We start from the raw sequence: 20,922 nt of genomic DNA on the forward strand, positions 1-20,922 counted from the left end.
GCCTTACTGCATAGCATTTGCCATTGCTTGCTTAACATAGTCATGTAGGCTAATGCTGTTATCACGGGTAATTTTATGGTAACACACTGATGCAAATGGGAATTCTTTATCATTAAACTGTACAAAAATAAAGGGAGCAGCAGTATCAGTCTGATTGTGCTGCCACTGTCCGCCAACGTTAGCAATAAACACTTCACCAACGTACGCGCCTAAAATATTGCTTAATGTAAATACGAGTTCGGTAGAGTGGCGTTGTTGTTTTTCTAGCTGATGCAGTTCAGATATCAGGTTGTCTAGCTGTTCTAAACTAGCAATACTGTTATTTAGCGCTATTTTATGTTGTTCTTTGGCGTAAGACACCGCGTCGGTGGCGCTATCGTGCATTAGTTTATTTAGTTCTTGTTGTTGCATAATTGCCTCAAGTTTGCTGGTGTGCTGCCAAAATAAGTTGGCGTAGTATTTTACTGCCGGGGCCTAATGTTTCTTCTTTGGGCGTAACTAATGATATTGCTGCAATGCGTTCACTGCATTGTTTAAGGTTTAGCTGCACTAACGTGCCCTGTGCTAGCTGACGTTCAATTAAGAAGTCGGGCAACCAACAAAAACCTAAGCCAGTAACGAGTATGTTAATAGCTTCAAAAAAATTATCTAACGTCCAACGTTGCTCTGCGCGAAGCCAGCCCGCATTATCTAACGGTTTTTGTGCTGTATCACGGATCACCAGTTGCAAATGTTGGCTTAGTTCGTCTTGGTCAATATCGCTGATTTGCGCAAGCGGATTATTACTGCCGGTAACGGGAATAAAGCGTGTGATACACAGTGGCTCGCCAAGATGGCCTTTAGGAATAACGGATGATGCAGCGATAACTAAGTCTGCACGTTTTTGTTGAATGATTTCTGCACTACCGGTGATCACACTATCAATTAGCTGAATACGGCTGCCACGACTTAAAGGATAAAATTCGGCTAAAGCTTGGTTTAAAAAATGCCGAGGGTAGGCTAACTCAACCGCAATTTTAATTTCCGGCTCCCAACCTTGGTCAAGATTGGTTGCTAATAACTCTAAGTCTTCAACCTGTTGCGTTAGCACCCGCGAGCGGCGCAGCATTACCTCGCCAGCATCGGTTAAATAGGCTTTACGACCACGCACTTCCAATAATTCTACACCCAGTTGGCTTTGTAACTTAGCAACGGCATGATTAAGCGAAGATTGGCTTTTATTAAGTAGCTCAGCGGCTTGTGAATAGCCGCCAGCATCTACAACGGCCTGTAAAATGCGCCATTGCTCTAATGTTGAACGCGGACGATATGGCATAACTGTGGCAGCGCTCCTTGCGGGTTAATTAGTGGCAATGATTACCGCGCGTAATGGGGCAGGATAACCTTCAATGGTTTTACTATGATCAGTTGCATCAAGAAAATCAATTAAACTTTCGTTTTCCATCCAATCGGTTTTACGTTGTTCTTCAAGTGAGGTGCGATTTAAATCTGCAAGACGCACATTATTAAAGCCCAAACGTTGTAACCAGTGCGTAAGTGCAGCAACACTAGGAATAAACCATACGTTACGCATTTTGGCATAGCGCTCGCCTGGCACCAGCACCGTATGTTCATCGCCTTCAACTACCAGCGTTTCAAGAATAAGCTCGCCGCCTGGGCGTAGCTGGTTTTTTAGTTGCTGTAAAAAATCTAATGGTGAGCGCCTATGGTAAAGCACACCCATAGAAAATACCGTATCAAACTGTTTTAACGCTGGCATATCATCAATGCCAACGGGTAATAGGTTTACCGCTGGATCAGGATTAAAATGTTTAATGGCTTGAAACTGAGCATAAAACAGTTGTGAAGGGTCAATACCAACGACAAACTCAGCGCCTTCGCCGCGCATACGCCACAAGTGATAACCGCTACCGCAGCCGACATCGAGCACAAATCTATTCTGCAGTGGCGCGATATGTGGCAGCACCCGGTCCCATTTAAAGTCTGAACGCCATTCGGTATCAATATCGATACCATGAATATTGAACGGGCCTTTGCGCCAAGGTTTTAACTGCTGCAATAAATACTGAATTTGCTGCGCTGTACCTGGGCCAATATCATTGGCACTGCCAAACTGTACTGCAGGTTTTAATTCGATATGGCTATTTTGGCTGGCAGGCAAGTTAGCAATCACTTTTTGCCACTGTTTAAAGTCGCCATGCAGTGCGTCTTTGCTCCATGCCGCCAGTTGTGCCGGCAGCGTTTCTAACCACTTATGCAGTTTGTTGCCAGCAAGTAGGCCATAAAACGGCGTAAAATCGAGCATAATAAACCTTATTTAATCGCCAACATTGAACAGAAATTAAAGCATTGAAACCATAGCGTTTGGCTGCTAAACCCTGCGTCCTGTATTCGCTGCTGGTGTTCAACTAAGGTATCGGGTTTCATCACGTTTTCTAGAGCACTGCGTTTTTGGCTAATTTCTAGTTCGCTGTAACCATTAGCCCGTTTAAAGTCATAGTGCAGATCGATTAATAGCTCATTCGCAGTAGGGTCATTACTAATAAATTTTTCCGATAAAATAAGTAAGCCACCTGGCTTTAAACCCTGATAAATGCGCTGTATTAGCGCGCTACGATCGGCTTGAGGTAAAAACTGCAGCGTAAAATTAATAACCACAATGGCGGCGTTTTCTATTGGCTGTTGACGAATATCCGCCAGTTTAACTTGTACCGGTACATCAGAGCGAAATGTCTGCAAATGCCGCTCACAGCGCTCAACCATAGCTTTACTATTATCCACGGCAATAATGTTGCTGTTGGTGACGCTAATATTGCGTCGCATTGCCAGTGTCGCTGCGCCTAACGAGCAACCAAGGTCGTAATAATTACTATTAGCTTGCTGAAAGCGACTGGTTAATTTACCAATAGTTTGAATAATAGTGTGATAGCCCGGCACTGAGCGTTGGATCATATCCGGGAATACGTCAGCTACCTGATCATCAAAACTAAAATCAGGCACTTGCAGCAAGGGTTCAGCAAAAATATCGTCTTTTGGCATAATATAAATAGCAGCAGTAAAAAGTGGCGCTAGTTTAGCGCAAAATTGTTAAACACTACAGTAAGCTAAACTGTTGTTCACTTGGCCAGGGTGTTAAGCAACTATGCTGATAGTGTAAGTCTTCAGCGAACTGCCGACAGAGTTCTGGTGCCAGAGTGTTGTCTGGGGTATGAAAAAAGCAGAACGGACTTTTACCTTCGTCTAACCATTGCTGTACTTTTTTTAGCCAGGGTTGATAGAGCTGACGGTTTACCGCCATATTATCACTGCCAATAAAGCGCAGCATTGGAGTAGAGCTAAAGCTTATGGCATGTACCGGCAGGCGCGGCTTTTTTGCTTGCGCATCTAATAGCGCCGCGGTGTTCGCGGCAACCGAGAATAATGCTCGACTATCAAACACCACTCGTTCGGCGCCTAGGCGCTGTAATTGCTTATGTAGTAGTGTTTCATGTTGGCCTTTATCAAAAAATGCCAGATGACGCACCTCTAGCGCACAGCGCTGAGTTTGGCTAATTTGTTCAACCAGCGAAAGAATGCGTGTTAATTGTGCCGGCCCCAATTGCGCGGGTAGTTGTAAATGCACTATGGCAAGTTTTTCGCCTAATAGCGCCATACGGCCGAGCCAAGCGCTAAGTTGGTTTGTGTTGTCTGTGTTATCGGCATGGCTAATACGCTGCGGCACCTTTAATACAAAGCGGTAGTGCGGTGGTGTATCTTGCTGCCAACGCTGTAAAGTCTCATCGGATGGATCAGCATAAAAGGTGGTATTGCCTTCGGCCGTATTAAAAATATTCGCGTATTGTGGCAGAAAGTCGTTAGCTTTAGCATCGGCGGTGAAAATGGTGCTTTTCCATTTTGGGTTTGCCCACACTGGGCAGCCAAGATATAGCATCGGCAGCTTGACCTTCTTATAGTGGCAGCGTAAAACTAAGTAATGTCATTCAGGAAGCATAACATAATGATATTCCGGTTATTAGTCTGTTTACTTGTTTTGGGAACGTGCTTTACCCAGCTTTCTGCGGCAACACTACCAAACCCATTAAAAATCGTTATTAGTAACGACACTTTTCCTTATATGTTTACTGATGAAAACGGGCAGGCAGCAGGCTTGGTCGTTGATTACTGGCAAGAAATTGCTAAACAACAACAAATACGCGTTGAATTTGTTGCAGCAGACTGGCCGCTGACATTGCCGATATTACAACGTGGCGAAGTGCATATTCATGGTGGTGTTGCAAAAACCGCAGAGCGTGAACTCAGCTATCAATTAGGCGACACAGGTATTGATATATACAGTAATGTGTTTGTGCAAAGAGACCTGCCAGCGATTACTAAACTTACCGATTTGACGCCTTATGTTATTGGTGTAGTAGAAACCTCTGGGCATATAGAAGGCTTATATAAGTCAATACCTAGCGTAACGCTAAGAACCTATTCCACATCTACTGCGCTATATGATGCGGCCTTAAGTGGGCAAATTAATGCGTTAGCGGCACTCGATCGTTTAGCACCGCGTTATGCGCACTATTCCGAGCTAGCACAGCAATTTCCCATGTACCGTAAAATACCGCTGCGTACTTTGCATTTAAGTTATGCCGTAACACAAAACAACCCGTTGTTTGCCCAACTACAACAAGCGACGAGTAAGATAGACCGCGCATTTCTCGACCGTTTAGAACGACACTGGTTAGGTGACAGCACCGATGAAAACACACTGGTTTTAGGTTTGGCGATAGATAACCCGCCTTATATGCATGTCTCACTGCAAGGCGAAGCGCAGGGCTTATTTGTCGATTTATGGCGACAGTGGGCGGAACAAACGGGTATCAAAATTGCTTTTGTACCAGACTCATCGTTTCAAAACTTACAAAATTTAAAAAAAGGCCGGATAGATGCGCTGATCGCCTTTCCTGATAATAATTTACAGCAAGACGGGCTGATGTCGGCTTATCAGATTTATGGCTTTAAATCGCGTTTCTATTCAGCAAAGCATAATGTCACTACGCCACTCTCCTCATCGGCATCACTAAAAGTAGCAGTATTTGAAAATGCGCCCTATATCGCAGAGCTAGAGTTACGTTATCCAAAGGCGGAGTTTATTCGTTATCGTTATTTACCCGATATTATTAAAGACGTAATCAACAACAAGTTGGCCGGTTTTTATGGTGCCGCAGCAGTTATTCCGTTGCGTTTACAACAGCTAAATTATACTGACTTATTTATTGAACAAGCTGATTCAGAGATTATTTCTCCGATGTATACCTTAGTACGCGAGGCTGATAGCGAATTAGCCGAAAAAATTAGGCGCGGCTTTGCAAAACTGCCCTTCGACACCTTGCTACAGGTAGAAAAAAATTGGGTGCCACAAACCGATTTACGTTATTTCCCGCAATTTTTTACTCAGGTACCGTTAACACCGGCCGAGCAAGGTTGGGTGAGCGAGCATCCTGTATTACGTATTGGCATGTTAAATAATTGGCCACCAATGGAGTTTATAGACACTGATGGCAACCCAGCTGGCGTAACAGTTGATTTGATTAGCTTATTGGGGCAGCGCATTAATGTGCGTTTTGATATTGAGCTGTACGCAAATTTTGACGTGATGCTAGAAGATTTAAAACTAAAAAAACTAGATTTGGTTGCTAACACCTCAGATCAGGACGACCGACACAGCTATGCACGGTTTACCGATGAGTTTTGGCCAGCAAAATGGGTGCTAATTAGTAATGATAATCGCGATTTAGTTGTAAGTGCCACTGAGCTTGATGGCAAGCGAATTGCTATTTATAAAGACTATCAAATGGCAAAGCGAATTAATGAGGTCTATCCGCTGATTGATGTCATTCCAGTAAATTCATTACGTGCAGGTTTAGAGCTTATGCAACAGCATAAAGTCGATTTTGTTATGGACTCAGTGGAAACCACCAGTGAAATATTGCGTGAAGCTGGCTATATGTATTTGCGCCTGCAAGTATTGGACGATTTGCCTAGCTACCCATCACTTATTGCAGTGCGTGAAGATTACGCGCCGCTAGTTACGATGCTCAATAAAGGTTTGCGCAGTATTACGGCTGAAGATCGTCAGCTACTTTACCAAAAATGGTTTAATTTCCAGATTAATCAAGGCATTAATAAGGCCCAGTTGCATCAGCTAATGTGGCAAATTGGTGGCGCCGCCGCATTATTAATTGCCGTAGTGTTAGGTTGGAACTTATCGCTACGTAGCGAAGTGTTATTACGTCGTCAAGCCGAACAAAAAATGCGTTTTATGGCAACGCATGATGATCTTACCAAGATACCTAATCGCAGCCTGATTAAAGAGAGAATTGAACAAGCGTTGCTGCAGCATGCACGACACAATGAAATATTGGCATTATTATTTTTAGATCTTGATGGATTTAAAGAGGTTAACGATCAGTATGGCCATGATATTGGTGATGAGTTATTACTCAAGTTAGCCGGTATCTTAGGCGAGGCGGTAAGAAAAAGTGATACTGTAGCTCGTTTTGGTGGCGATGAATTTGCTATTTTATTAACCGGTTTACTAAGCCGCGATGATGCCGCAATTGTCGCTGAAAAAATATTGCATCAACTGGCAATGCCATTTGCGCTGTCGGTTGGCGAAGTACAAATAAGTGCCAGTATTGGTATTGCTATTTATCCTGACGATGGCACTGATTGTGCGAAGCTACTTAAAGTTGCCGATAGCCTGATGTATCGGGTTAAGCAGCAGGGGAAAAATCAATATTGTTTTTCTAAAGCTGTGATTTAGTGAACTGACAGTGACATTAAGCGCCATTTCTATATAATTAGCCGTCATTTTAGTACCGCTGATTAGCAAGGTAGAGGGAAGGTTTAATGCGTAGTCATTATTGCGGTTTATTAACCGCACAGCATGTTGAGCAACAGGTATCTTTATGCGGTTGGGTTAATCGCCGTCGCGATCTGGGTGGGTTAATATTTTTAGACGTACGTGACCGTGAAGGTATGGTTCAAGTGGTCTGTGATCCAGAACTAAAAGATCTGTTTGACGTGGCCTACACCTTGCGTAATGAATTTTGTATTCAAATTAAAGGCCAAGTTCGGGCGCGCCCTGCTTCACAAATTAATAAAGACATGGCAACCGGCGAAGTAGAAGTGTATGCCAGTGAGTTAATCATTTTAAATAAAGCTGCGCCGTTGCCTTTAGACTCTAACCAAAACAACAGTGAAGAGCAGCGTTTAAAGTACCGTTATCTTGATTTACGTCGGCCAATGATGACCGAACGGTTAAAGTTTCGTGCCAAAGTAACCAGCTTTGTACGTAACTTTATGGATAGTAACGGTTTTATGGATGTGGAAACGCCTATTCTAACTAAGGCTACCCCCGAAGGTGCCCGTGATTATTTAGTACCTAGCCGTACTCATAAGGGCCAGTTTTTTGCACTGCCACAGTCACCACAGCTGTTTAAACAACTGTTAATGATGTCAGGGTTAGATCGCTACTATCAAATTGTTAAGTGTTTTCGCGATGAAGACTTAAGAGCTGATCGCCAGCCTGAATTTACCCAAATTGATATTGAAACCTCGTTTATGTCCTCAGAGCAGGTAATGACTATTACCGAGCAGATGGTACATAGCATGTTTAAGCAATTGTTAGATATCGATTTAGGTCAGTTTCCGCGAATGACCTACTTTGAAGCTATGCGCTTATACGGCTCAGATAAGCCAGACTTACGTAACCCAATGCAGTTTGTTGATGTTGCCGATATACTTAAAGACGTTGAGTTTAAAGTGTTCTCCGGCCCAGCTAACGATGCCAAAGGCCGTGTTGTAGCACTTAAAGTACCTGGTGCGGCAGAAAAGCTATCACGTAAAGATATTGATAATTACACTAGTTTTGTTGGTATCTATGGCGCTAAAGGCTTAGCTTGGATGAAAGTTAACGACATTGCGGCAGGCAGCGAAGGTGTACAGTCACCGGTTGCGAAGTTTTTAACGCCAGATATTATCGCCACTATTATTGCTCGCACCGATGCTAAAAATGGTGATTTAATCTTCTTTGCTGCAGATACCTACAAAGTAGTGTGCGAAGCTATGGGCGCACTACGCTTAAAGCTAGGTGAAGATTTAGCTATTACCCAAGACAGCTGGAAGCCACTTTGGGTAGTCGATTTCCCAATGTTTGAAGAAAACGATGATGGCAGCTTTTCTGCAGTACACCATCCATTTACCTCTCCACTTGATACTGCAGCATTTTTAACTACTGCTAACAATGAGTTAGACTTAGGCAAGTTATTATCTAATGCCTATGATATGGTGTTAAATGGCACCGAGTTAGGCGGTGGTTCGGTACGTATTCATACTGCTGAAGTACAAGCTAAAGTGTTCACCTTGCTTGGCATTAGTGATGAAGAGGCTAACGAAAAATTTGGTTTCTTACTCGAAGCGCTAAGATATGGTGCGCCGCCGCATGCTGGTTTAGCCTTTGGTTTAGACCGTTTGGTTATGCTAATGACCGGTGCAACTTCTATTCGTGATGTAATGGCATTTCCTAAAACAGCTAGTGCAGCATGTCCACTTACCGACGCACCAGGTGCCGCTAACCCAGCACAATTAGCCGAGTTGGGTATTAGTGTAGTAGCTAAACCGCAGTAATTATTCGTATTGTTTTACCCGCGTAGCCGTGGCAGCAATCTAGCTGCCACAATTTAAGGAGTAAATAATGGCCGGCCATAGTAAATGGGCGAACATGAAGCATCGTAAAGCACGTCAGGATGCTAAAAAAAGTAAAATTTTCACAAAAATTATCCGCGAGCTTACGGTTGCTGCAAGGCAAAACCCCGATGTCACTATGAACCCTCGTCTGCGCTTAGCCGTAGATAAAGCCTTATCTGAAAACATGACGCGTGACACCATTGACCGAGCGGTAAAGCGCGGTGCTGGCGCTAGTGAAGGTGAGAACTACGAAGAGCTGGTTTATGAAGGCTATGGTCCAAATGGTGTCGCCGTAATTGTTGAAACCATGACCGATAATCATAAGCGTACCGTAGCTGATGTGCGTCACGCGTTTACTAAACACGGTGGCAGTTTAGGTACGTCTGGCTCAGTAGCTTATTTATTTACCCGACGAGGTATATTGGTATTTGCGCCAGACACGGATGAAGATGCCTTAATGGAAGTCGCATTAAATGCCGGCGCTGAAGATATTGTCAGTGATGCTGATGGCAGTATTGAGGTATTTACCACGGTAGATACCTTCACCGATGTTAAAGATGCACTGTCTGCTGCTGGTTTTAATGCCGATAGTAGTGACGTTACCTTGGTACCTGCAACCCGAGCAGAAGTGGATGCTGAACATGTTACGGCATTTTTTAAGTTGCTTGATCAACTTGAAGATTCGGATGACGTGCAAAACGTTTACCACAATGCCGAGATCAGTGATGAGCTGATGGCAGAGCATAGTTAAGCGTGAATATTATTCTGGGTATTGACCCAGGCAGCCGATTAACCGGTTATGGTGTAGTGCGCCAAAATGGTTCTAAATTTGAATACGTTGCCAGTGGCTGTATTCGCCTAAACACTGCCGATTTTCTACCTGAACGGCTGCTTGATATCTTTAATGGTGTTAGTGAAATTATTGCGCAAACCCAACCGACTATTTTTGCCATTGAACAAGTGTTTATGGCGCGCAACCCTGACTCAGCACTAAAGTTAGGTCAGGCTCGTGGTGCAGCAATAGTTGCGGCAAAAAATGCGGGGCTAGAGGTGTATGAATACTCAGCGCGGCAGGTTAAACAGTCGGTAGTAGGCACCGGCGCAGCTGATAAAGCGCAGGTGCAACATATGGTGCGCACACTACTAAAGCTGCCGGCTAACCCACAGGCTGACGCTGCCGATGCGCTTGCAGTAGCACTTTGTCATGGGCATACTCAGCAAAGTTTAATTAGCCTAGCCGGCCAAGCGCGTAAAACCGTGCGTGGTCGTTTACGCTAGCATTGGTATTTACTGGGTAGAACCCTAAGCAGACCCTATGATTGGACGTTTACGCGGCATCTTGCTAGAAAAGCAGGCCCCTGATTTATTAATAGAAGTAGCCGGCGTTGGTTATGAAGTGCAGCTGCCACTTACCAGTTTTTATAAGTTACCGGCGACAGGCGAAGAAGCCATAATTTATATCCACTTTGTGGTGCGTGAAGACGCGCAGTTGCTTTATGGTTTCGTCAATCAGAACGAACGGGCGCTGTTTCGCCAACTGATCAAAGCCAATGGTGTTGGCCCAAAATTAGCGCTAACAATATTATCTGGCATGACAGCACAGCAGTTTGTGCACTGTGTACAGCAAAGTGATGTTAGTACCTTAGTAAAATTACCTGGTGTCGGCAAAAAAACCGCAGAGCGCTTAGTGGTAGAAATGCGTGACAGGTTAAAAGACTGGGGCGTAGCGCCTAATACGCCAGTAACCGATGGCATGCTATTGCAAGATGATGAAGCCATATTTAGCCCTGTAGCAACTGCAGAGCAGGACGCAGTAAGTGCTTTAGTTTCATTAGGCTACAGCCAGTTACAGGCTGATAAAGCGGTGCGGAAAATTAAACAAAACGATATGAGCAGTGAGCAGCTAATTAAGGCCGCACTGCGGAGCATGATGTAAACCATGATAGAAGCCGATCGTTTAATTCAAACCAGTGCCACGCGTGAAGACGAAGTTATTGACCGCGCTATTCGGCCAAAAACGCTTGCCGATTACACTGGGCAAGAACACGTTTGCCAGCAAATGGCTATTTTTATTGAAGCCGCAAGAAGGCGGGGTGATCCGCTAGATCATCTCTTGATATTTGGCCCGCCAGGCTTGGGTAAAACTACGCTAGCCATGATTGTCGCCAACGAAATGGGCGTAAACATAAAAAGCACTTCCGGCCCAGTATTAGAAAAAGCGGGCGATTTAGCGGCACTGTTAACTAACCTTGAACCGAATGATGTGTTATTTATTGACGAAATTCATCGCTTAAGCCCGATAGTTGAAGAAATTCTTTATCCCGCGATGGAAGACTATCAGCTAGATATTATGATTGGCGAAGGTCCTGCTGCGCGCTCTATCAAGCTCGACTTGCCGCCGTTTACCTTAGTAGGTGCGACCACTAGAGCTGGGGCGTTAACCTCGCCATTGCGAGACCGCTTTGGCATTGTGCAGCGTTTAGAATTTTATAAAGTAGAAGAGCTTACGCAAATTATTATGCGTTCAGCGCACTTTCTTAATTTAGTATTAGACGAAGCAGGCGCTTCTGAAATTGCCAAGCGCTCGCGCGGCACGCCGCGTATTGCTAATCGGTTATTACGTCGGGTGCGCGATTACGCCCAAGTTAAAGCTGACGGTCAAGTGACGGTGGCGGTGGCCGCAGAAGCTTTACAAATGGTTGATGTTGACGCCGAAGGTTTTGATTACATGGATCGCAAGTTAATACTGGCCATTATTGAAAAATTTATGGGAGGGCCAGTGGGTCTAGATAACCTTGCCGCGGCTATAGGCGAAGAAAAAGACACCATCGAAGATGTGATCGAACCCTTTTTAATTCAGCAAGGTTTTATTCAGCGCACACCTCGAGGCCGTATTGCTTCACCTCGTGCGTATTTACACTTTGGTTTTGATTTGCCAAAAACAGAATAAAAAAAAGCCCACTCAGTGAGTGGGCAAAGCAACAAGTTGAAGACGAGCTTCAAAAATCCAGGGAACATGTTAAAACAGCAACAAAATTTGGTGAAAACACAAACCTTATTACCAAGTGATCTTTACTAAGATTCAGCAGAAGCTCTGCTGTTTCTTTGCGCTAGCTCAGAACACATGCGTATGATAGTTACTTAGAGTAATAACTTCAAACGAGAAAAATTAGCTCTTTGCCATTAAAAAAACTAATGAATTCTTGTGCTGATTAAAGGTAAATTTAAATAGGGCAGTGATACGGCCAGCTTTAGAGCCGTCTATTCATGCAAGGTTAATTTAAAACGCGGATTATAGGACGCATTACTTTTTATTAATGTAGTTCAGTATTGTCTGTTCGTCGCTCTAAACTGTGTTTTGGTCGGCAAGATGAAAATAGTGAAACTAATTGTGTAAATAGTAGTCAACAGAAACGCTATAAAAATACAAGTAGCCGTGAAAGAAAAATATAGTTAGGTTTCGCTTGCACAAGTGATTGAGTTACTACCTTGGCGCATTTATCATATACAACAATTAAAGCGAATAGTCATGTCTGAAACAATCTTTACATTCCCCGTACGCGTGTACTACGAAGATACCGATGCTGGTGGGATTGTTTACTACGCAAATTATTTAAAATTTTTTGAAAGAGCGCGCACCGAATGGCTGCGCGCCCTAGGTGTTGAGCAAGATTTGTTATTGTCAAAAAATATTGCTTTTGTTGTTACGCAAGTTTTAATGGATTATAAAAAGCCGGCAAAATTTAATGATTTATTGACGGTTTCTAGTCAAATCAGTACTTTAAAACAAGTCAGTATGGTTTTTGCGCAAAATGTGTACAATAGTAACGGCGAACTACATTGCTCGGCACAAATTAAAGTAGCCTGTGTTGAAGTACAAGAAATGAAAGCTAGGGCAATTCCAGCAGAAGTATTAGAGGTGTTAAAACGTGGCAGGTAAAATTTCGATTTTAAGTTTACTTATAGAAGCCAGCTTTGTAGTGCAATTGGTGATGTTAATTTTGCTGGCAATGTCGGTAATGTCGTGGACCATGATTTTTCGCCGTCGTAAGGCCTTAAGTGATGCTGTGACTGAAGCGAAAAAATTTGAAGACAAGTTTTGGTCAGGTATTGATTTATCTAAGTTATATAACGAAGTTAGCGCGCGCAATAATAATCATGGTTTAGAAACCCTGTTTAAGTCAGGCTTTAAAGAGTTTGCCCGCTTGCATAAAACCAACAGTCGTCAACCTGCCGCAGTAATGGAAGGCACGCAGCGCGCGATGCGGGTTGGTTTGTCTCGCGAAGTCGAGCGACTAGAAATGCATTTGCCGTTTTTAGCTACTGTAGGCTCGATTAGTCCCTATATCGGTTTATTTGGTACGGTATGGGGCATCATGAATTCATTTATTGCGCTAGGTGCGGTAGAGCAAGCCACATTATCTATGGTAGCACCAGGTATTGCTGAGGCGCTTATTGCTACCGCTATTGGTTTATTTGCCGCAATACCCGCTGTTATTGCTTACAATAAGTTTTCGCATCAGGTCGAATCATTAGAAAGCAGCTATGCCAACTTTGTTGAAGAATTTGCAAATATTTTGCATCGTCAAGCTGTGTCTAGCAGTGGAGATGCGGCCTAATGTATGTACGGAAGAAGCGACGATTAAAGGCAGAAATTAACGTCGTGCCTTACATTGACGTTATGTTAGTGCTGTTGGTCATATTTATGATTACCACACCACTGATTACCCAAGGGGTAAAAGTGGAATTACCTAAATCTGACGCTCAGCCTATAAAGCAGATGCAAGATGGTAAAACACCCTTAGTGGCGACGGTAGATCAAGATGGGCTGTATTACTTTGAAAAAGACAGTAAACAGCAAGGCCCGTTTACCGCTGCTGAGTTAACGGTAGAAGTAGCCAGCTGGTTGAAAATTGAGCCTGGCACTCAAGTAATTGTTAAAGGTGATGGCAGAGTAACCTACGACGCCATTATCCGCTTAATTAATGTATTAAAAGGCGCCGGTGCACCTGCAGTTGGTTTAATGACCGATAACCTGGACTCGAAGTGATATGTCAGTGAAAGTTGACCCGCCACTAGCAAAATCGTTTGGGCTGCATTTAGTTATTCTGCTGTTATTAGTTTTTGGTGCTGATTTTTCCAGTACGCCAGAAATGGTTACGGTAAGTTTAGAGTCTGAAGGCAAAGCACCAATAGAAGCGGTAGCGGTAGATGAAAAGGCACTGAATGAACGCGTGCAGCAAATGCAAAAAGAACGTGATTCAGTTAAAGCAGCCGAAGAAAAGCGTATTCGTGATTTAGAGCGACGTGCTGAGCAGGCAGAAAAAAATCGTACCGCTGAAGAGCAGCGTCTAAAGCGCGTAGCGGAAGAAAAACGCCAAGCAGACGCCGAGGCTAAGCAAGCTAAAGCTGCTGCTGCAGATGCAAAAAAACTGCAACAGCAAGAAAACGCCAAGGCAAAACAAGCTGAAGAAGCGCGTAAAGCTAAAGAGCAAGAACGTAAACAAGCCGAAGATGCAGCCAAAGCAGCCGAGCAAAAGCGTAAAGCTGAGCAAGATGCAGCAGAAAAGGCTAAAGCAGAGCGTGAACGCCAAGCGGCCGAAGCTAAGCAAAAAGCTGAGCAAGAACGTTCAATGCAAGAACAAATGGAAAAAGAAGCCCAAGCACGCTCAGCTGCGCGCTCAAAGCAAGCAGCAACAGAAGTGCAACGTTACATTGCCTTGATTTCTGATGCAGTTGACCGGGCGTTGTACAAAGACGAGAGTATGCGTGGCAAGTCATGTTCAGTGAACATTCGTTTGGCAACAACAGGTTTTGTTACTAATGTTAAGGTGCTTGGTGGTGATAGTAACGTATGTGATTCAGCAGTACGTGCCATTAATCGTATCGGCAGTATGCCAATGTCATCAGAACCAGATGTGTATGAAAAGTTGAAAGACATAACATTTAGGGTGGAGCCAAAGTTTTGAATATAGTTAAGTTATTGAGTGTTTTATTCGTTGCATTATTGTTTAGTGTAAAAGTGCAAGCATCGTTAGAGATCGTCATTACTGGTGGTGTTGATTCAGGCCGGCCAATTGCAATAGTGCCATTTACGTTTAAAGGTGCAACTTTGCCTAATCAGCGGCTGGACGAAATTGTTGCTGCCGACTTAATGCGCAGTGGCAAGTTTAGCCCGTTGACCAGTATTAAAATGCCACAGCGGCCACAAAATGCCGCACAGGTAGACTTTGCCGCATGGGCAAAAGAAGGCGTTGAAGCCATAGTTGTAGGCCAAATTACCGAAGTTGGTATTGATCGTTACTCAGTAAGCTTTGAGCTAATAGACATATTAAAAGGCAGTAGCGGTGCTAATAGGCAAGCATTAAATGCTGGACGTATAGTTAGTAGTGGCGATTTTATTTTAGATAGTCGCGAAACAACAATAAATGGCAGCCAGTTTCGCCAGTACGCACATCGCATTAGTGACATAGTATACGAGAAGTTAACCGGTGAACGCGGTGCATTTTTAACAAAAATTGCTTATGTCTTGGTAAACCGCAAATTAGAGTTCTCGCATCAGTTGGTGGTTGCTGATTATGACGGTGCTAACGAGCAAGTGTTGTTGCGCTCAAAAGAGCCATTAATGTCGCCAAGTTGGTCGCCGGATGGCACTAAGCTGGCGTATGTCACTTTTGAAAAGCGTCAATCACAAATTTATATACAAGATATTTATACTGGCCGTCGTTCAATGTTAAGTAGTACGCCTGGTATTAATGGTGCGCCAGTATGGTCACCGGATGGTAAAAAGATGGCCATGGTGTTGTCAAAAGATGGCAATACTGAAATCTATACTATGGACGTTAACAGCAAAGCCTTAACTCGGTTAACTAACCATAGGGCAATTGATACTGAGCCATCTTGGTCGCCAGATGGTAAGGAGCTGTTGTTCAGTTCTGAGCGCGGTGGCAATCCACAACTTTATAGCGTAAATTTATTAACAGGAGCGACCAAACGTTTGACCTTTGAAGGTGAAATGAATTTGGCTGGCTCTTATACACCGGATGGTAATTCGGTGGTGATGGTTAACCGTATTCGGGGGCAGTATAATATTGCAAAAATGGACCGTAAAACCCACTTTTTGCAAGTATTAACCAAAACTACTCTGGATGAGTCACCTAGCGTGGCACCAAACGGTTCAATGATCATTTACAGCACTATGCATGGTTCTATGCAAGTGTTAGCACTGGTTTCTATGGATGGTCGTTTTAAAGCACGACTACCGGCGGTTGAAGGACAAGTTAAATCGCCGGCTTGGTCGCCGTTTTTATAGAAAAACAAGATAGTTATTACATTAAAATACTAAGGACAAAAGTCATGAAATTAAATAAAGTGTTAAAAGGTTTATTGATCGCATTACCAGTGCTAGCTTTAGCTGCTTGTAGCTCTACATCTTCTACTGATCAGTCAGATTCGGATATGGCAGGCCAAGGCAATACAGTTCAAGTTGAAACTGTATCTCAAGGCATGAGCCCAGCAGAACAAATGCGCCAGAAATTAGAAACGTTGCGTCAAGAAAACACCATCTATTTCGATTTTGATAAAGCTACTGTTCGCTCTGAGTTTATTGAAACTCTGCAAGCTCACGGTGCTTTCTTAACTGCTAACCCAAGCGTACGTATTACTGTTGAAGGCCACTCAGATGAGCGCGGCACACCAGAATATAACATCGCATTAGGCGAGCGTCGTGCACAGGCAGTAGTACAGTATTTACAAAACCTGGGCGTAACATCTGGTCAGATTTCAACGGTAAGCTACGGTGAAGAGAAGCCAGTTGATATGTCACGTTCAGAAGCAGGCTTTGCCAAGAACCGTCGTGCAGTGTTAGTCTACTAATCTAGACTAATTACTACATAGATACGCATGACTGTGAAATATACTCTGCTTGCAGCAATAACACTGGTTCATACCAGTGTTATTGCCAACCCCGCACCTGTTACGGATATTAATCGTAGTAGGCCGTCTGCTAATGTCACTAACGCTACCGCGCCAACTGGCACGATAGAACAGCGGCTAGCAACACTTGAACGTGTTGTTGAAGCCCGAACCGAAGCTCAACTTCGTATGGCGCAACAGCTACAAACGTTGTTAGACGAAGTAAGTGAGTTACGGGGAGTAACAGAAACACATTCGTATCAGTTAGAAGAAATTCTGCAGCGCCAGCGTGATCTGTATCAGGAAATAGACCGCCGAGTTAATGCCATTCAGACGCCTAGTGGCAATAACAGCCCAGCTGTTATGCCAGTGGAGCCGCCGGCATCTAACACAAGCTATTCTACCGATGGATCGGAAAACGACGCGTACGATAAAGCTGTTAACATGGTGCTTAAAGAACGGCGCTATGATGCGGCAATACCGGAATTTGAGAAGTTTATTCAAAACTACCCTAATTCAAGTTATGCACCTAATGCTCACTACTGGCTTGGTCAGTTATTATTTAATAACAACGAGCTGGCAAAAGCCAAAACGCATTTTGAACGGGTAGTTAATAATTTCTCTCAGTCAAATAAAGTCGCCGACGCCTTGTTAAAACTAGGGCAGGTGGCCGAGCGCGAGAACAAAAAAGACGAAGCGAAACGGTATTACCGTCAGCTGGTTGAAAAGCATTCAACAGCAACGTCAGCGAAACTAGCGCAAGACAGAATAGACGCACTAAAATAACCAAACCCGGCACTCGCCGGGTTTTTTATGTGCACAATATGTTGCCAAGCGCTGGCATTTTGACCAAACAGACCAATCCAAACGAGTTTTTTATAGTTTTTTCTTGCACTAAGGTCGTAAATCAGTAAGATATGCCTCCGCGGTGAGGGTCATTAGCTCAGTTGGTAGAGCAGTGGACTTTTAATCCATTGGTCGATGGTTCGAATCCATCATGACCCACCAAACCGCACAAACAAAAATATCGAAAAGGGTCATTAGCTCAGTTGGTAGAGCAGTGGACTTTTAATCCATTGGTCGATGGTTCGAATCCATCATGACCCACCAATTCGATAGCCCTGTTTGGGTCATTAGCTCAGCTGGTAGAGCAGTGGACTTTTAATCCATTGGTCGATGGTTCGAATCCATCATGACCCACCACATTCTGCTACTGTATTTTCTTTAAACGCACGCTATAATAGCCGCCATTTTAACACCAGCAGGTGAGCCCTATGGAACAAACGCTGTATTTCACAGAGCAAGACTTTGCTTTTCCGCAAAAACCGATACCGCTAAGTAATGACGATAAAGCTGCCTATAAAAGTCGCATTAAAACATTGCTGCAGCAAAAAGACGCCGTGCTGGTTGCGCACTATTACACCGATCCAGAAATTCAGGCTCTAGCTGAAGAAACCGGCGGTTGCGTATCTGATTCATTAGAAATGGCCCGTTTTGGTAATGAGCACCCCGCAAAAACGTTAATTGTGGCTGGTGTTAAGTTTATGGGCGAAACCGCGAAAATACTTACACCAAATAAAACCGTGTTAATGCCAACGTTAGAAGCCACCTGCTCACTAGACTTAGGTTGCCCGGCGCAGCCGTTTTCAGACTTTTGTGATCAACACCCCGACCGCGTAGTAGTGGTTTATGCCAATACCTCTGCCGCAGTTAAAGCCCGAGCCGACTGGATAGTTACCTCATCTATCGCCTTAGAAATTGTTGAGCACCTAGACAGCCAAGGCAAAAAAATTCTGTGGGGTCCAGATAAGCATTTAGGTCACTATATTCAAAAGCAAACCGGTGCCGACATGATCATGTGGAATGCCGCCTGCATCGTGCATGACGAATTCAAAGCCAACGCGCTTATAGAGCTGAAAAAGCAATATCCTAACGCTGCAGTACTCGTACACCCAGAATCGCCTGACAGTGTGGTACAGCTCGCTGATGCGGTAGGCTCAACCAGTCAGTTAATTAAAGCCAGCCAAACATTGCCGAACGACATGTTTATTGTTGCTACTGACAAAGGCATTTTTTACAAAATGCAGCAGCTGATGCCACATAAGACCTTCATTGAAGCCCCAACCGGCGGCAACGGTGCAACCTGTCGCAGCTGTGCGCATTGCCCTTGGATGGCAATGAATGGCTTAAAAGCGATTGAGGAAGCTCTCACTGACACAGCCGGCCATGAAATATTTGTTGACGCTGATGTTCGTGAAAAAGCCTTAATACCGTTAAACCGTATGCTTAATTTTGCCCGTGATTTAAAAATGCAGGTAAAAGGCAACGCTTAAGTTAAAATCGCGGTAACTGCTGAAAAAGCCAGCAACAGCGCGCTTTATCAGCAGTGGATACCGGATAAGAGTTGCAGCAAAGGCATAATTTCACTAGTATAGTGCCGCTTGCAATGCAAGCACCGGAGAGATGGCTGAGTGGCTGAAGGCGCACGCCTGGAAAGTGTGTTTAGGGTAAAACCTAACGAGGGTTCGAATCCCTCTCTCTCCGCCAGATAAACATAAAAAGGCCCATGCAATTAGCATGGGCCTTTTTATGTTTATCTCGAATAATGCGAACGCAATTTTCTGGTTTTAATTCGCGAGCATATTTTGAATATTATCTAGGTAGCTGCACATTATAGTGACCAATACCAACTAGTGACGTTGTAGCGGTATTTTTGGGTGTTTTCAGTTGTCATGGCGTTTACCCAATGCTCGGCTCCGGCAGAGGATGGGTCAAACAACACACAGCGGTTGTACAACGGCGCGATCTTAATAGGGCAGTTATTCGTGCCTTTGAAAACCAATTCGCCACCGTTATTTTCTAGGTTGCTGTGCCAGTGTTTATTTAAATACAACAGCATACACACTTCTCTGCCTGGCGAGTCATCAGCGTGTAAATTAACAAAGTCGGGAGCCGCTAAGCGAAAATAATTGGTATTAATAGCGGGGTTCGCCACATTAATGTCGGTTAAATACACTTTAAAAATTTTTGATAACAACGCTATAAATTCAGCACTACGTAAATATGCTAAAAATTCACTGGCGCTATTGTTTAACGCGATAGCCGCAGAAGTGTTATCAGAACTTGGCACAGTGCGTTGCCAAATATCTCGCTGGACAAAACGTTGCTTTTTACTGGTTTTTTGCCATTTAGCGTTATCGACATATAAAGCAGAGTAGCTGTGCTTTTGAGTGTGCCAGTTGTTATCTAGCAGTAACGTGCTAATAACGTTATTGAGTTCAGTGTCATTAAATAAATGATCAATAACCACAAAATTGGGGTTTGCATGCAATAGCGCTTGGCGATAACTACGTATTGCCGCGTTGGTAGTTTTTTCTTTATTTAGCCACACCGAAACACCTCACTTCTACGGGTAGGTAATGTTGAAATGCCAAAAGTTAGATATGAGTTAGAGTTTATCTAGAATTTAACTAAAAATCCCACGCCATTGCGTGGGATTTTTCTATAGCAGCACCTACTTAGGATTAATTGCAATTAGCTTTAAGCCATTTACCACTTTGTTGCATGGTCATTTGCTCGGTTTTGCCTTTAAGTTGGGTAGTAAAGCTGGCATTACCGGTATAGGCTTTACGGCCATCAAAGGTCATAACCCCACTGCCGCTACTAGGTGGGTTGGTGTTGCAAGAAAAGGTAAAGCTATAGCTGCTGTCACCTGTTTGATTAACTTGTTGGGTACAACCATCTTGTTGCGGCAGTTGGCCGCGCTCGATATCTTGCTGAGTCAGGCACACCTGCACTGAATTATCTTTAAAATCGAATGACACACCCTGACTAGCCATCATTTTAGCCATCATATCGCGTTGCGCAGCCGGTATACTGGCTAATGTTTTTTCCAATTGCTCCATGGCACGTTCTAGCTCGCCACTGGCGGTTTTAATACTGAAACTGTGTTGCCATAAGCCTGGCTCAATATTTAATTTTACTGTTTCAGCATTAGTGGTAAAACTGAGTGTTAAAGCAGTGATACATGCGGCGCTAGTAAAAGCTAACTTAGGTAGTATTTTATTAAATTGCATAACGTGCCTCCTTGGCGTTTAAATAAAGCAGAGCAAACAATGGCCAAGCATAGGCGTTAATAGGCAAAATCGCAAAATCGCAAAATCGCAAAATCGCAAAATCGCAAAATCGCAAAATCGCAAAATCGCCCGTATTGACTCTAGTTAGTTTGCTATTAACTCAAGCTTATATAATAAAAGTAACAAGCCCTTTCGT

At 43.8% G+C, this 20,922-nt stretch carries 21 protein-coding genes and 4 tRNA genes; 18 read left to right on the plus strand and 7 right to left on the minus strand.

Going from position 1 to position 20,922, the window contains the following annotated elements:
- Window positions 1-3 precede the first annotated feature (3 nt).
- The 5 genes from MN199_RS03200 to MN199_RS03220 are packed head-to-tail and all read right to left on the minus strand — an operon-like array spanning window position 4 to window position 3,931.
- Window positions 4-411, minus strand: a complete 408-nt coding sequence (locus MN199_RS03200) for a hypothetical protein (RefSeq protein WP_335738388.1) — start codon at window positions 409-411, stop codon at window positions 4-6.
- A gap of 7 nt (window positions 412-418) precedes the next feature.
- A complete protein-coding gene (locus tag MN199_RS03205; protein WP_335738389.1) occupies window positions 419-1,315 on the minus strand; it encodes a LysR family transcriptional regulator in 897 nt (298 codons plus the stop codon).
- A gap of 24 nt (window positions 1,316-1,339) precedes the next feature.
- On the minus strand, window positions 1,340-2,305 hold the full coding sequence (gene cmoB / locus MN199_RS03210; protein WP_132582271.1) for a tRNA 5-methoxyuridine(34)/uridine 5-oxyacetic acid(34) synthase CmoB: 966 nt from the start codon (window positions 2,303-2,305) through the stop codon (window positions 1,340-1,342).
- 8 nt (window positions 2,306-2,313) lie between these two features.
- Entirely contained in the window at window positions 2,314-3,039 is a 726-nt protein-coding gene (gene cmoA, locus MN199_RS03215) for a carboxy-S-adenosyl-L-methionine synthase CmoA (RefSeq protein WP_132582273.1), read from the minus strand.
- A 55-nt stretch (window positions 3,040-3,094) separates the two neighbouring features.
- A complete protein-coding gene (locus MN199_RS03220; RefSeq protein WP_335738390.1) occupies window positions 3,095-3,931 on the minus strand; it encodes a DUF72 domain-containing protein in 837 nt (278 codons plus the stop codon).
- Window positions 3,932-3,997: 66 nt separating this feature from the next.
- On the opposite strand from MN199_RS03220, the gene MN199_RS03225 reads away from it, so the two are divergent.
- The 18 genes from MN199_RS03225 to MN199_RS03310 all read left to right on the plus strand — a co-directional run bounded on the left by MN199_RS03225 (window position 3,998) and on the right by MN199_RS03310 (window position 19,197).
- Entirely contained in the window at window positions 3,998-6,811 is a 2,814-nt protein-coding gene (locus tag MN199_RS03225) for a transporter substrate-binding domain-containing protein (RefSeq protein WP_335738391.1), read from the plus strand.
- 86 nt (window positions 6,812-6,897) lie between these two features.
- Entirely contained in the window at window positions 6,898-8,676 is a 1,779-nt protein-coding gene (aspS, locus tag MN199_RS03230; protein WP_335738392.1) for an aspartate--tRNA ligase, read from the plus strand.
- 67 nt (window positions 8,677-8,743) lie between these two features.
- Window positions 8,744-9,487, plus strand: coding sequence for a YebC/PmpR family DNA-binding transcriptional regulator (locus MN199_RS03235; RefSeq protein ID WP_335738393.1), 744 nt, complete (start codon window positions 8,744-8,746; stop codon window positions 9,485-9,487).
- Window positions 9,488-9,489: 2 nt separating this feature from the next.
- On the plus strand, window positions 9,490-10,014 hold the full coding sequence (gene ruvC, locus MN199_RS03240; RefSeq protein WP_132582283.1) for a crossover junction endodeoxyribonuclease RuvC: 525 nt from the start codon (window positions 9,490-9,492) through the stop codon (window positions 10,012-10,014).
- A gap of 37 nt (window positions 10,015-10,051) precedes the next feature.
- On the plus strand, window positions 10,052-10,672 hold the full coding sequence (gene ruvA / locus MN199_RS03245; RefSeq protein WP_132582285.1) for a Holliday junction branch migration protein RuvA: 621 nt from the start codon (window positions 10,052-10,054) through the stop codon (window positions 10,670-10,672).
- 3 nt (window positions 10,673-10,675) lie between these two features.
- Complete coding sequence (gene ruvB, locus MN199_RS03250; protein ID WP_132582287.1) at window positions 10,676-11,686, plus strand: Holliday junction branch migration DNA helicase RuvB; 1,011 nt, start codon at window positions 10,676-10,678, stop codon at window positions 11,684-11,686.
- A 573-nt stretch (window positions 11,687-12,259) separates the two neighbouring features.
- Window positions 12,260-12,676 carry a tol-pal system-associated acyl-CoA thioesterase gene (gene ybgC / locus MN199_RS03255; protein WP_418338072.1) on the plus strand — a complete coding sequence of 139 codons (417 nt, stop codon included), beginning with the start codon at window positions 12,260-12,262 and terminating at the stop codon, window positions 12,674-12,676.
- Window positions 12,666-13,355: a protein TolQ gene (tolQ, locus tag MN199_RS03260; protein WP_472511577.1), complete on the plus strand. Its 690-nt coding sequence runs from the start codon at window positions 12,666-12,668 to the stop codon at window positions 13,353-13,355. Before ybgC ends, tolQ begins: the two co-directional genes overlap by 11 nt.
- Window positions 13,355-13,786 carry a protein TolR gene (gene tolR, locus MN199_RS03265; protein ID WP_132582293.1) on the plus strand — a complete coding sequence of 144 codons (432 nt, stop codon included), beginning with the start codon at window positions 13,355-13,357 and terminating at the stop codon, window positions 13,784-13,786. Before tolQ ends, tolR begins: the two co-directional genes overlap by 1 nt.
- A 1-nt stretch (window position 13,787) precedes the next feature.
- On the plus strand, window positions 13,788-14,705 hold the full coding sequence (gene tolA, locus MN199_RS03270) for a cell envelope integrity protein TolA (protein WP_132582295.1): 918 nt from the start codon (window positions 13,788-13,790) through the stop codon (window positions 14,703-14,705).
- Entirely contained in the window at window positions 14,702-16,048 is a 1,347-nt protein-coding gene (gene tolB, locus MN199_RS03275; protein WP_243695562.1) for a Tol-Pal system beta propeller repeat protein TolB, read from the plus strand. Before tolA ends, tolB begins: the two co-directional genes overlap by 4 nt.
- A 44-nt stretch (window positions 16,049-16,092) precedes the next feature.
- Entirely contained in the window at window positions 16,093-16,611 is a 519-nt protein-coding gene (gene pal / locus MN199_RS03280; RefSeq protein WP_132582297.1) for a peptidoglycan-associated lipoprotein Pal, read from the plus strand.
- Between the two features lie 27 nt (window positions 16,612-16,638).
- Complete coding sequence (gene ybgF, locus MN199_RS03285) at window positions 16,639-17,436, plus strand: tol-pal system protein YbgF (protein ID WP_335738394.1); 798 nt, start codon at window positions 16,639-16,641, stop codon at window positions 17,434-17,436.
- A 146-nt stretch (window positions 17,437-17,582) separates the two neighbouring features.
- A tRNA-Lys gene (locus MN199_RS03290) sits at window positions 17,583-17,658 on the plus strand.
- A gap of 26 nt (window positions 17,659-17,684) precedes the next feature.
- Window positions 17,685-17,760, plus strand: a tRNA-Lys gene (locus tag MN199_RS03295).
- A gap of 17 nt (window positions 17,761-17,777) precedes the next feature.
- Window positions 17,778-17,853, plus strand: a tRNA-Lys gene (locus tag MN199_RS03300).
- Window positions 17,854-17,924: 71 nt separating this feature from the next.
- The gene (gene nadA / locus MN199_RS03305; RefSeq protein WP_335738395.1) at window positions 17,925-18,983 is read left to right on the plus strand and encodes a quinolinate synthase NadA; all 1,059 of its coding nucleotides are present in this window, start codon (window positions 17,925-17,927) and stop codon (window positions 18,981-18,983) included.
- A gap of 124 nt (window positions 18,984-19,107) precedes the next feature.
- Window positions 19,108-19,197: transfer RNA gene (locus MN199_RS03310), tRNA-Ser, on the plus strand.
- 124 nt (window positions 19,198-19,321) lie between these two features.
- Here the strand turns inward: MN199_RS03310 and MN199_RS03315 are convergent.
- Complete coding sequence (locus tag MN199_RS03315) at window positions 19,322-20,041, minus strand: 2OG-Fe(II) oxygenase (protein WP_335738396.1); 720 nt, start codon at window positions 20,039-20,041, stop codon at window positions 19,322-19,324.
- Window positions 20,042-20,174: 133 nt separating this feature from the next.
- Window positions 20,175-20,726 (minus strand): DUF3617 domain-containing protein, encoded by a 552-nt coding sequence (locus MN199_RS03320; RefSeq protein WP_335738397.1) that lies wholly within the window; start codon window positions 20,724-20,726, stop codon window positions 20,175-20,177.
- Window positions 20,727-20,922 lie beyond the last annotated feature (196 nt).

Source organism: Rheinheimera metallidurans (genome assembly GCF_036983985.1).
GTDB classification, from domain to species: domain Bacteria; phylum Pseudomonadota; class Gammaproteobacteria; order Enterobacterales; family Alteromonadaceae; genus Alishewanella; species Alishewanella metallidurans.